The organism is Variovorax sp. PDC80 (assembly GCF_900115375.1).
Lineage (GTDB): Bacteria > Pseudomonadota > Gammaproteobacteria > Burkholderiales > Burkholderiaceae_C > Variovorax.
Window position 1 is genome coordinate 365,532 of sequence record NZ_FOWG01000010.1, and the last position, 12,179, is coordinate 377,710.

Sequence of the window (12,179 nt, forward strand, 5' to 3'; positions counted from 1 at the left end):
TCGATGAACGTGACAAGCTACGCCCTGTCCATCGACGCACCCGTGTGCCGCTACGTCGACCTCGACCTGCGGCTGGACCCGGACTGCGAACGCGAGCTGTCCGAGGAGGAGCGCGTGCGCGCATCGCGCCTGCATTTCGGCATCGACCGCGAGCGCTTCATCGCCGCCCACGTCGCGCTGCGGCGGGCGCTGGCCGAGCAGAGCGCGCTGCGCGCCGACACGCTGTGCCTGGTCTGCGGACCGTTCGGCAAGCCGTGGATGCCCGAGCGCCCGCGCATCCGCTTCTCGCTGAGCCACAGCCATGCGCTGGCGCTGATCGCCGTCGGCACGCGCGGCCCGCTCGGCGCCGACGTGGAACACCTGCGCCCCGTGCCCGACGCGCTGACGCTGGCCGAGCGCCACTTCACGCCCCGGGAGTACGAGGCCCTGCTCGCGCTGCCGGCCGCACGGCGCGGGCTCGCCTTCCTCACCTGCTGGACGCGCAAGGAAGCCTGCCTCAAGGCCATCGGCCTGGGCCTGCGGGTGCGGCCCGATACGGTCGAGGTGGGCCTGCGGCCCGAGCTGCGCAGCGTCGAGGTCCCGCTGGGCGGCCGCATCCTGTGGCTGGTGGTGGGCCCGGCGCCCGCGCGGGCCGGCAGCGTGGCCTCGCTCGCCGAATGGCGCGCGCCCGAGACGCTGTTCGACACGCCCGAGGCGCTGTCGCAGATGCTCGCCATGCAGGCTCTGCGCGCCAACCCGGGCGCGGCCTTCGCCGGCGACCCGGTCCGTGGCGTGGAGGTGGCGCGATGATGGCCCGCCCGCTCATGTTCGGGCCGGCCTCGCGCCAGCTCTTCGGCCTGTTCCATCCCGCCGAACAGGCGCACCCGGGCGACACCGCGGTGCTGCTGTGCCCGCCCTTCGGCCAGGAAGGCCTGCGCACGCACCGCTTCTTCAAGGTGCTGGCCGAGCGGCTCGCCCGCTCGCGCATCGCCACCCTGCGCTTCGACTTCCACGGCACCGGCGATTCGCCCGGCGACGAGCGTTCGGGCGAACTCGACGGCTGGCGCCGCGACCTGTGCTCGGCGCACGAGACGCTGCGCGCGCTGGCGCCCGACGCGCGCATCGTCTGGGTCGGCGCGCGCCTGGGCGCCACCCTCGCCGTGCTCGCGGCGCGCAACGGGCGCTGCGACCCGGCCCGGCTGGTGCTGTGGGAGCCGGTGATCGACGGCCCGCGCTATGCGCGCATGCTGCGCGAGCGGCACGTGGAGGCGGTCGACACCAGCTTCTGCATCCCCGACCTCGGCTGGCGGCGCGGCTACCTGCGCGACACCCAGGCCGTGCCCGAGGAGGCGCTGGGCGTGTCGCTCTCGACGCAGCTGCGCGCCCAGCTCTCGACGCTCGTGCCGGCCTCGCTGCCGCTGACCGCGCTGCACGACACGCTGGTGCTCGCGCGCCCCGACGAGGCCCACACCGCCCAGTGGGCGGCCGAGCAGCAGTCGCGCCACATGCCGGTGCGCCTCGCCTACTTCCAGCACCGGCTCGACTGGACCGCCGATCCCTATCCCAACAGCGCCATGGTTCCGGCCGATGCGCTTCACCGCCTGCAAGGGGCCCTCCATGAGTGACATGACCCAAAGCCCGGTGCGCTTCGGCCACGGCGACGGCCTGCTCGGCATGCTGACCGAGCCCGTGCAATGCCAGCCGCTGCCGGTGTGCTGCCTGATGCTCAACATGGGCGCCAACCACCGCGTCGGACCGCGGCGCATCAACGTCAAGCTGGCCCATGCGCTGGCCGCCCAAGGCATGAGCAGCCTGCGGCTGGACCTCGGCGGCATCGGCGACAGCGAGGCGCCCGGCGGCGCGAGCGCGGTGCCGCTGGCGCTGCGCGCGGTGCACGACCTGCAGGCGGCCATGGACCTGGTGGAAGCGCGGCTCGGCATCCGCCGCTTCGTGATCGTCGGCATGTGCTCGGGCGCCGAGCATGCGATGAGCGCCGGCATGGTCGATGCGCGCGTGATCGGCCTGTCGCTGTTCGACGGCTTCGCCTTTCCGCAGCGGCGCGCGCGCTGGGAACGCACGCTGCGCCGCGCGCTGGCCGCGCCCGCCCATCCCGCCTTCGCGGGCAAGGTGCGGCGCTGGATCGGGCGCGGCTTGTCGCGCTGGCTGTCGCGCGCCGGCGCGGCGCGGCCGCTGCCGGGCTTCTTCAGCGAAGAGCTGCCGCCGGTCGTCGCCGAAGCCTGGTTCCGCGCCACCATGCGGCGCCTCTGGGCGCGCCAGGTGGCGCTGCACTTCCTCTACTCGGGTTCGCTGCATGTCAGCGACCGCGGGCGCGACCAGCTCGGCGCGTTCCGCGACGAACCCTTCCTGCAGGCCGCGCAGTACGACTTCCTGCGCGACCTCGATCACACGGTCTGCACGGCCCGGGGGCAGCAGCTGTTCCTCGGCGCCGTGGGCGACTGGGTGATCGCCCGCGCCCGCGGCACCGCCGCCGAGCGCCGCAGCCCCGGCACCGCCGCGGCCCCGCTCGAGCCGCCCATCGCGGGCGCGCTCGCGCCGCAGTAACCCCTCACGGAATTCCAAGGACACCCCATGACGCCCCTCGTTTCAACCGCCCCCGCCGTGCAGCCGGGGCACCGCGCGCGCTTCGGCGTCGCGGCCGTGGCCGCACTGCTCGCGCTCGGCCTGGCCGGCTGCGGCATCCCGGGCTTCAGCTCGCCCGACAGCGGCACCTGGCGCAGCTCGGGCAACGCGGGCAGCACCGGCGGCAGCGGGCCGACCGGCGCGCGCGGCGAACCGCGGATCGTGCCGATCACGCCCGCGCTGGTGCGCGAGCTGGCCGCGCGCCAGCCGACGGGGCCGTCGCCCGAGGTCCGCGAACTGTTCGGCAAGTCGCCGGCCTACACGATCGGCGCCGGCGACGTGATCGGCATCGTGGTCTACCGCCATCCGGAACTGATGCCCAGCCAGGGCGCCGTGATCTCGCAGCAGACCGACGCCACCGGCGTGAGCGTCGCGCCGGGCTTCATCGTGGACGGCGAAGGCGAGATCAGCTTTCCCTACATCGGCCGCACCAAACTGGAAGGCCTGACCGAGAGCGCCGCCTCCGAGATGATCGCCAGGCGCATCGCGCCCTTCGTCAAGGACCCGCTGGTCAGCGCGCGCATCCAGACCTTCCGCAGCCGCCGCGTCTACGTCGAGGGCGATGTGCGCATGCCGGGCCTGCAGATCTTCACCGACGTGCCGATGACGCTGGCCGAGGCCCTGAGCCGCGCGGGCAGCACCAACGCCAGCGCCGACCGCTCGCGCATCGTGCTCACGCGCGGCGGGCGCGCGCTGACGATCGACCTGCCGGCGCTGCAGGTCCAGGGCTACGACGCGGGCCGCATCCCGCTGCGCAGCGGCGACGTCGTGAACGTCGGCACGCGCGACGACAGCCGCGTCTACGTGATGGGCGAGATCCTGCGGCCCTCGGCCCTGCTGATGCGCAACGGCCGGCTGAGCCTCAACGAGGCGCTCGGCGACGCCGGCGGCCCCGAGCTGCAGACCTCCTCGCCCGGACAGATCTACGTGGTGCGCAACGCGAGCGGCGACGTGCCCGACGTCTACCACCTCGACGCGAAGAACCCGGTGGCGCTCGCGCTGGCCGACCGCTTCGAGCTGCGGCCGCGCGACGTGGTCTACATCGACCCGGTGCCGCTGGTGCGCTGGAACCGCGTGATCAGCCTGATCCTGCCCGCCGCCCAGGTCGTGAACCTCGGCGGCACGGCGAGCCGCCGCTGATGGCACGCCGCTCGCCAGGCTCCCCCGCTCCCGCCCCCGACAGACCACGAGGTGAACCCATGAATGCCCGATCGCTCATCGCGGCCCCCGCGCCCGCGGACCCGCCGGCCGATGCTCCCCTGGCGCGCTCGCGCCTGCGGGAACACATCGACCTCTTCCTCGACAACCGCTGGACGATCGCGAAGTTCGTCGCGGCCGCGCTGCTGCTGGGCGCGCTCTACACCCTGTTCGGTCCGCGCGTGTACGAGGCCAACGTGCTGCTGCAGGTGGAAGACGCCGAGCGCTCGGGCGGCACCCTGCTGGGCGAGTCGGCGAGCAGCGCGCTCAACGCCAAGACGCCGACCGCGGGCGAGGCCGAGATCCTCAAGTCGCGGCTGGTGCTGGGCCAGGCGATCGAGGACACCAAGCTCTACATCGAGGCCCGGCCGCTGTACCTGCCGCTGATCGGCGCCTGGCTCGCGCGCGGCACCAGGGAACTGTCGCAGCCCGGCGTGCTGGGCATGGGCGGCTACGTCCACGGCGCCGAGCGCATCGTCGTCGCGCAGATGGACGTGCCGCCCGAACTCGAGGGCTCGCGCTTCCTGCTCACGGCGGGCACGCGCAGCAGCTTCACGCTGACGCATCCGAAGCTGGCCGAACCGATCGTCGGCACGGTGGGGGCGCCGCTCGACGTGGAGACCGCGCTCGGGCCGCTGCACCTGCTGGTGGGATCGATGGCCGGCCTGCCGGGCGCGCGGTTCGAGCTGGTGCGCCAGTCGAAGCAGCTCACGCTGCTCGCGCTGCAGCGCGACCTGCGCGTGATCGAGAAGGGCAAGCAGTCCTCGGTGATGGACCTGAGCTGGCAGCACGACGACCGCATGCAGCTGGCCACCCTGCTCAACGAGGTGGCGCGGCTGTACGTGCGGCTCAACATCGACCAGAAGACCGCGCAGGCGCAGCGCGCGCTCGACTTCCTGGGTGGCGAGCTGCCCAAGCTCAAGTCGCAGCTCGAGCAATCCGAGGAAGCCTACAACCAGTACCGCAACCAGAACGGCACCATCAGCCTGGACGACGAGGCACGCAATGCGCTGACGCAGAACGTGACCCTGCAGGCCAAGCTCTTCGACGCCACCCAGAAGCGGCTCGAACTCACCGAGCGCTTCACCGCGCGCGATCCCAGCGTGCAGACCATCGACGCGCAGATCGCCGCGTTGCGCAAGGGGCTCGGCACCGTCGAGCTCAGCATCCGGCGCATGCCGCAGCTGCAGCAGAACGCGCTGCGCATGCAGCGCGACATCAAGGTCAACACCGACCTCTACGTGGCGCTGCTCAACAGCTCGCTGCAGATGCGGCTCGCGAAGGAAGGCCGCATCGGCAACGTGCGCGTGCTCGACCCGGCGCTGCAGCCCGAGAAGCCGATCCGCCCCAGGGCGGCGATCGCGATGGGCCTGGCGCTGGTGGCGGGGCTGTTCGCGGGCCTGGGCGCGGTGCTGCTGCGCCGCTCGTGGCGCGCCACGGTCGCGAGCCCGGCCGAGATCGAGGCCCACACCGGGCTCGAGGTCTACAGCACGGTGGCGCTGAGCCGGCACCAGCGCCTGCTCGACCGCGCGGCGCAGCACGGCCTGCCCGGCGTGCACGTGCTGGCGATGCAGCACCCCGAAGACCCGGCGCTCGAGGGCGTGCGCCGGTTGCGCACCGCGCTCAAGTTCGCGCTGCCGGGCGCGCGCAACAACCGCATCATGGTGTCGAGCGCCACGCCGGGCGCCGGCAAGAGCTTCGTCTCGGCCAACCTGGCGGTGGTGCTCGCCGCCGGCGGCCGGCGCGTGCTGCTGATCGACGCCGACCTGCGGCGCAGCAGCCTGGGGCCGTACTTCGGACTGGCGCCGCAGGACGGCCTGGCGGAGCTGCTGCTCGGCGAGATCGACGAACGGGCCGCGATCCACCGCGCCGTGCTGCCGCAGCTCGACGTGATGGCCAGCGGCGTGCCGCCGCGCGACCCCACCGGCCTGCTGTGTGGCGATGCCTTCGCGCGGCTGCTCGATCGGCTCTCGCAGCGCTACGACACGGTGATCGTCGATGCGCCGCCCACGCTGCTGGCCTCGGAGGCGGCCGAGATGGCGGTCCACATGGGCACGCTGCTGATGGTGGCGCGCGCCGGCGACAACGAGCTCGGCGACCTGACGCAGAGCATCAAGGAACTGCGCCACGCGGGCGCGCGCTTCCAGGGCGTGGTGCTCAACGCGCTCGACGCGCGCCAGCGCTACTACGGCAGCTACGCCTACCGCTATGGCGCCTACCGGGTGCGCGCGCATGCGTACCCGGCCCTCGCGCCGCCGCTGGCCGCGCCGGGCACCGCGGGAGCGGCCGCATGAGCCTGCTGCAGACCGCGCCGGCCGCGCCTTCGCTCGAGGGGCGCGCGCTGATGGCCGCCAAGCGCGGCGTCGACATCGCCATGGCGGGCAGCTTCTTCCTGCTGTTCGGCTGGGCCTATGCGCTGGTCTGGATCGGCGTGCTGCTGAGTTCGGGCCGGCCCGCGATCTACATGCAGCCGCGCTACGGCAAGAACGGCCGCGTGTTCCGCTTCTACAAGTTCCGCTCGATGGTGGCCGACGCCGACGGAGTGCTGGCGCGCCACCTGCGCGAGGACGCGGCGGCGCGGCTGCAATGGGCCAAGTACCAGAAGCTGGACCGCGACCCGCGCATCACGCCCTTCGGCGCGATCCTGCGCAAGTACAGCATCGACGAGCTGCCGCAGTTCTGGAACGTGCTCAAGGGCGACATGAGCATGGTCGGCCCGCGCCCCTGCATGTTCTCGCAGAAGGACCTGTACGGCGGCTACTGGGGCCACTACTGCGCGGTGCGCCCCGGCATCACCGGCCTGTGGCAGATCAGCGGCCGCAGCGAGGTGAGCTACCGCCGCCGCGCCGCCATGGACGCCGACTACGTCGCCACGCTGTCGCTGCGCCACGACGTCGCCATTTTGTTCAAGACCTTCGCCGTGGTGGCCGGCGCGCGCGGCTCGGGCTAGCGAAGCCGCCGCAGTCATCGATCCCGGATTTTGAACTTCACGAAAGAACCTATGCGTATCTACGTTGCAGGCCATCGCGGCATGGTGGGCCAATCGCTTTCGAGGCGCCTGCGCGCCATGGGCCACGAGGTCGTCACGCGCGACCGCGAGGCACTCGACCTGCTCGACCAGGAGGCGGTGCGCCGCTTCTTCGCGAGCGAACGCATCGACCAGGTCTACCTGGCCGCGGCCAAGGTCGGCGGCATCCACGCCAACATGAGCTACCCGGCCGAGTTCATCTACCAGAACCTGATGATCGCGGCCAACGTGACGCACCAGGCTTTCCTCGCGAACGTCACGCGGCTGCTGTTCCTCGGCTCGAGCTGCATCTACCCGCGCCTGGCCGACCAGCCGATCGCCGAGGAGGCGCTGCTCGGCGGCCGGCTCGAGCCGACCAACGAGCCCTACGCGATCGCCAAGATCGCCGGCATCAAGCTGTGCGAGAGCTACAACCGGCAGTACGGCGCCTCGCACGGCATCGACTACCGCAGCGTGATGCCGAGCAACCTCTACGGGCCCGGCGACAACTACCACCTCGAGAACAGCCACGTGGTGCCGGCGCTGATCCGGCGCTTCCACCTCGCCAAGTCCACCGCCGCGCCCAGCGTGCTGATCTGGGGCACGGGCCGCGCGCGCCGCGAGTTCCTCTACGTCGACGACATGGTCGACGGCTGCATCGCGGTGATGAACCTCTCGCGCGCCGTCTACGACACGCACACCGAGCCGATGCGCGCCCACATCAACCTCGGCACCGGGGACGACCTGTCGATCGCCGAGCTGGCCGAGCACATCCGCGAGGTGGTCGGCTACCGCGGGCGGATCCAGTTCGACACCTCGCAGCCCGACGGCGCGCCGCGCAAGCTGCTCGAGGTGTCGCGCGCCGCCAGCATCGGCTGGCACGCCACGATGCCGCTGACCGACGGGCTGCGGCGCACCTATGCCGACTACAGCCGCGCGGTGCGGCCGGTCGAGACCCTGGCGCCGGCCTGAGCGCCGCCGCCCGCGAACGAACGAACGGCGAGACGCTCATGAGAATCCTGTGCTTCTGGTGCGGCCTCGCCGCGGCGATGCTGTGCGGCCTGCTCGACCCGGTGTGGGGCTACGCAGCGGTGTTCCTGCTGTCGCTGCTGCAGCTCGCGCTGCTCGGCGGCCCGGGCGCGAGCGTCTTCCTGCTCGTGCACTACACCACCCTGCTGACCTACTTCTCGCTCGCGCCGGCGATCCAGATCGCGCAGGACCTGAGCTTCTGGGAAGCCGGCGTGATCGGCACGGTGGCGCACACGCAGGCGCTGATGCTGCTGCTGCTGTACATGGCCGGCGTGGAGGCGGCGCGCTTCGGCGTCGTCGATCCACCGTTGCGCCACATCCCGGGCATCGCGGGCACCGCGCCGGCGCCCGGCGTGGCGCACCCGCTGCTGTTGCTGGGCCTGCTGGGCACGGCCTTCGCGGTGCTGCTGGCGCGCGCGGACCTCAACTTCGTGGCGCGCGGCCTGCCCGGCGAGATCGAGAACCCGCCGCTGGACTTCATCGTCTACTCGACGCTGCCCAAGCTGGTGGTGCTGATGTGCTTCGTCGCGCTGGCGATCCATGCACTGCGTCAGCGCACGGCCACTGCCTGGTGCCTGGCCGCGCTGGCGCTCGCCGCGGCCGCCATCGCGGCGAACCCGGTCAACACCGCGCGCCAGATCCTGCTGATCGGCCTGCTGCCGCTGTTGATCCACGGTCTCGGCCGCTCGCGGCGCTGGACCCTGGCCTTCGTGGTCTTCGCCGCCATCGCGGGCCTGGGCCCGGTGTTCAACCTGCTGTCGCGCGGCAGCATGTGGGGCGAGTCGCTCGCGACCTTTCCCTACAGCCCCGACTTCGATGCGATGTACGTGGTGGCCGGCCTGCTGGAGCGCGCACCGTCGCCCGATCTCGGCTTCGGCCGCTACCTGCTGTCGGGCTTCTCGTTCGTGCTGCCGCGCGACATGAAGCTGTTTCCCGACTTCGACCCGCTGGGCTGGCCCGCCGTGCTCGGCAACTTCTCGCAGAGCAACCTGTCGCTGGCGCAATTCGCCACCGTCTTCTTCGACTTCGGCCTGCCGGGCCCGCTGGTGTTCGGCTTCCTGCTCTCGAGCCTGTTCCGCCGGGTCGACCGCGCGATCGACACGCACGGCCCGCTCTCGCGCGGCTATCTCGCGGCGCTGGTGCTGCTCGCGGCCTACGTGCCGTTCATGCGCGGGCCGATCCTGGGCTGGGGTCCGTTCGCGGCCTCGGGGCTGATCGCGGCGCTGCTGGTCGGTGCCCTGTGCACCGGCTTCGGTCCCGCGCGCCGCGCGCTCGCACCCCGTCCCGCCACCCACGCATGAGCCCCACGATGCCCGACTATCTCTTCTACGACACGCTGCGGCTCAACCGAGGCGCCGGCGGCGTGCTCAACGTCTGCGAGGTGCTGCTGCGCAGCATGCGGCTGTCGGCCGGCGAGGCGATCGCCTCGGCCAGCGAGCGGCACCCGCGGCTGTTCGAACTGGCACGCCGCACCGGGCTCAGCCGCTTCGTGCTCGAGACGCTGCTCTACAACCTCCACCAGCTGCATGCCTGGCGGGCGGAACGACAGTTGTGCTCGCTGTTCCCGAACTACTTCCTGCCCTTCGCTCTGTTCGGCCGGCACCGCGACGCGATCGTGATCGTGCACGACCTGCAGTACAAGGCGCATCCCGAGCACTTCAGCCGCGCCAAGCGGTTGTGGCTCGACTGGAACCTGCGCCGGCTCGCGCGCAGCCTCGCGCAGGTGGTGTTCATCAGCCGCAGCAGCCAGCAGGACTTCGAGCGCCATTTCGGGTCTTGCGCGCATTCGACGGTGATCTTCAACCCGGTCGACGCGGTCGCCATGCAGGCCCCACCCGAGGCCGCGCCCACGGGCGAGCGCTACCTGATCGCGGCCTACCACTACTACCCGCACAAGAACTTCGGCGGCACCTTGCGGCTGTTCGAGCGCATGAAGCGCGCGGGGCTGGTCGACCGGCTCGACATCACGGGCAACGGCGCGGCCGAGGTGGCGCGCATGGTGGCGGCCGAGACGCCCTCGCTGCGCGGCTGCGTGCGCCACCGCGGGCTGGTGTCGCGCGAGGAGCTGATCGGCCTCTACCGCGGCGCGCAGGCCTTCATCTCGCTGTCGCGCTTCGAGGGCTTCAATCTCTCCGCCGCCGAGGCAGCGACGCTGGGCGTGCCGCTGCTGCTGTCGGACATCCCCGTGCACCGCGAGCTGTTCGGCGGCTATGCCTTCCTCGTCGACGAGCGGTGCTGCGACCTGGACGCGCTGGCGCGCCATCTCGCGGCGCACCGGCAGGCACGCCCGGCATGGGCGAACGCGTCGGCCTGCACGCCCGCGGCGGTGGCGGCGCGCTATCTCGGGCTGCAGCGCACGGCCGCTTCCTTCGAGGCCGCACTGCCGTGACCCGCACGCTTCGTTCGTTCCTGGCGCGGATCGTGGCGACGACGCTGTTCGCCGCGACGGCCACCGCCCAAACCACCGTTCCCGCGGACCCGAGCCTCGCCGCGCAATGGCCCGCGCTGGCACCGCCCGGCTTCGGCGTGATGGTCCACTACCTGCCCGACCGCCGCTCGATCGCCGACATGGCGCGCTTCGACGTCGAGGCCTTCGCGGCCACGCTGGCCGAGATGCGCGCCTCCTACCTGGTGCTGACGCTGGGGCAGAACAGCGGCCAGTACATCGCGCCCAATGCCGCGCTCGAGGCGCTGTGCCCGGCCAGCGCGCGCGACCGCCCGCCGCGCGACCTGCCGCTGGAGATCGGCCGCGCGCTGCGCCGCCGCGGCATCGCGATGGTGCTGTACCTGCCGTTTCGCGCGCCGCAGGACGATCGCTACCTGATGGGCTGCCTCGGCGACGTCTCGGAACAGCAGCCGCCGCCCGCGCGCTTCATCGCGGGCTGGTCGCAGGTGATCGGCGAGTGGTCGCAGCGCTACGGCACGCTGGCGCGCGGCTGGTGGTTCGACGGCACCTACAACACGCGCGACATGACGCCCTCCGACTGGAACGCGCTGTGCGGCGCCGCCCGCAGCGGCGCGAGCGACCGCTGGCTCGCCTTCAACGCGGGCGAGGGGCCGCAACGTTTCAGCCTGAAGGCCGCGCCATGCCAGAACCTGATGGCCGGCGAGTTCATGGACCCGCCCGCGCAGCTGGCCGCGCCGCCCTCGGACCTGATGTTCCACGTGCTGACGCCGCTGGCCGCCTCGTGGGGCCGCGTCTCCGCGCCGCGCTTCGCCGCGGCCCAGCTGCGCGGCTGGATCGCCGAGGCGGTCGCGCGCAAGGGGCTGTTCACGCTCGACCTGCCGCTCAATGCCGACTTCCGTTTCCTGCCCGCGCATGTCGCGCTGGTGCGCAGCGCGACGGCGCCCGCTCCCTGAATTCACCGCTCCCGCCCCAGGCCTCGCCGACCATGACCCAACCGCTTCTTTTCATCGTGGTGGAAGACCGCCAGAACAAGACCCTGGCGCTGTGCCGCGAATCGGCGGCCCGCGCGCGGGAGAACCTGCTGGTGCTCGCGGGCACCGAGGCCGGCGCGGACTATGAGCGCCTGTGCCGCAGCTACGTGCACCTGTCGAGCAACACGCCCGCGTTCGAGAAGATCTGCTTCCGGCGCTACTTCCTGCTGGCCGCCCACCTCGAGGCGCAGCCCGAATGCCGCGAGTTCGTGCTGCTCGACAGCGACGTGCTGCTGTTCCGCGGCCTCGGCGCGCATGTGCGTCGCCTGGTCGGCGAGGCCGACTTCTCGGGCTCGTTCATCGAGCCCCTCGATGGCTGGGACCCGTGCCAGATATCGCCGCACGTGAGCTACTGGAGCGCCGCGGGGCTGGCCGGCTTCGTCGCCTTCGTGCTCGACACCTACACCAGCCGCGCGGGGCGCGCGACGCTGCGCGAGATCGCCGCGCGCTTCGCGGCCCGGGGCGAGCGCGGCGGCGTATCGGACATGACGCTGCTGCATCTGTGGGCCCAGGCGAGCGGCAATGCGCGGCCGATCAACCGCGTGTTCGGCGGCTGCGTGATCGACCACAACATCAGCAGCGCCCACAACCTGCGCGCCGACGAATTCCGGCTCTTGGGCGGCGCCAAGCACCTGACCTACCGCGACGGCCAGCCCTGCCTCACGACGCAGGCCGGCGAGACGGTGAACGCGCTGGCCCTGCATTTCCAGGGCCGCGCGAAGCTGGCGATGGCGCATGCGCTGCGCGGCGGCACGCGCCGGGTCGCGCTGCTGACCTACGGGCTGCAGTTCGCGCGCCGGGCCAAGAACCGGGCCTTCGGCATGGGCCTGCTCGCGCGGCGCGCCCCCGCCGCGGATCGCCTCGCCGACCTGCCGCCCTCGAAGTAACG

At 72.2% G+C, this 12,179-nt stretch carries 11 protein-coding genes; all 11 read left to right on the top strand.

Going from position 1 to position 12,179, the window contains the following annotated elements; genetic code table 11:
- Positions 1 to 3 precede the first annotated feature (3 nt).
- The 11 genes from BM109_RS27795 to BM109_RS27845 are packed head-to-tail and all read left to right on the top strand — an operon-like array spanning position 4 to position 12,177.
- Entirely contained in the window at positions 4 to 789 is a 786-nt protein-coding gene (locus BM109_RS27795; RefSeq protein ID WP_093350063.1) for a 4'-phosphopantetheinyl transferase family protein, read from the top strand.
- Positions 786 to 1,604: a serine aminopeptidase domain-containing protein gene (locus BM109_RS27800; RefSeq protein WP_093350065.1), complete on the top strand. Its 819-nt coding sequence runs from the start codon at positions 786 to 788 to the stop codon at positions 1,602 to 1,604. Before BM109_RS27795 ends, BM109_RS27800 begins: the two co-directional genes overlap by 4 nt.
- Complete coding sequence (locus BM109_RS27805; protein WP_093350068.1) at positions 1,597 to 2,541, top strand: alpha/beta hydrolase family protein; 945 nt, start codon at positions 1,597 to 1,599, stop codon at positions 2,539 to 2,541. Before BM109_RS27800 ends, BM109_RS27805 begins: the two co-directional genes overlap by 8 nt.
- A 27-nt stretch (positions 2,542 to 2,568) precedes the next feature.
- On the top strand, positions 2,569 to 3,759 hold the full coding sequence (locus BM109_RS27810) for a polysaccharide biosynthesis/export family protein (protein ID WP_093350070.1): 1,191 nt from the start codon (positions 2,569 to 2,571) through the stop codon (positions 3,757 to 3,759).
- 59 nt (positions 3,760 to 3,818) lie between these two features.
- The gene (locus BM109_RS27815; RefSeq protein ID WP_093350073.1) at positions 3,819 to 6,110 is read left to right on the top strand and encodes a polysaccharide biosynthesis tyrosine autokinase; all 2,292 of its coding nucleotides are present in this window, start codon (positions 3,819 to 3,821) and stop codon (positions 6,108 to 6,110) included.
- Positions 6,107 to 6,766, top strand: coding sequence for a sugar transferase (locus tag BM109_RS27820; protein ID WP_093350076.1), 660 nt, complete (start codon positions 6,107 to 6,109; stop codon positions 6,764 to 6,766). The genes BM109_RS27815 and BM109_RS27820 overlap by 4 nt, the downstream gene beginning before the upstream one ends.
- A gap of 51 nt (positions 6,767 to 6,817) precedes the next feature.
- Positions 6,818 to 7,795 (top strand): GDP-L-fucose synthase family protein, encoded by a 978-nt coding sequence (locus BM109_RS27825; protein WP_093350079.1) that lies wholly within the window; start codon positions 6,818 to 6,820, stop codon positions 7,793 to 7,795.
- 38 nt (positions 7,796 to 7,833) lie between these two features.
- Positions 7,834 to 9,153, top strand: coding sequence for a hypothetical protein (locus BM109_RS27830; protein WP_093350082.1), 1,320 nt, complete (start codon positions 7,834 to 7,836; stop codon positions 9,151 to 9,153).
- Positions 9,154 to 9,161: 8 nt separating this feature from the next.
- Positions 9,162 to 10,241 (top strand): glycosyltransferase, encoded by a 1,080-nt coding sequence (locus tag BM109_RS27835; protein ID WP_093350199.1) that lies wholly within the window; start codon positions 9,162 to 9,164, stop codon positions 10,239 to 10,241.
- Positions 10,238 to 11,212 carry a hypothetical protein gene (locus BM109_RS27840; RefSeq protein WP_093350084.1) on the top strand — a complete coding sequence of 325 codons (975 nt, stop codon included), beginning with the start codon at positions 10,238 to 10,240 and terminating at the stop codon, positions 11,210 to 11,212. Before BM109_RS27835 ends, BM109_RS27840 begins: the two co-directional genes overlap by 4 nt.
- Positions 11,213 to 11,244: 32 nt before the next feature.
- Positions 11,245 to 12,177, top strand: a complete 933-nt coding sequence (locus BM109_RS27845; RefSeq protein ID WP_093350087.1) for a hypothetical protein — start codon at positions 11,245 to 11,247, stop codon at positions 12,175 to 12,177.
- The last annotated feature ends 2 nt before the right edge of the window (positions 12,178 to 12,179 follow it).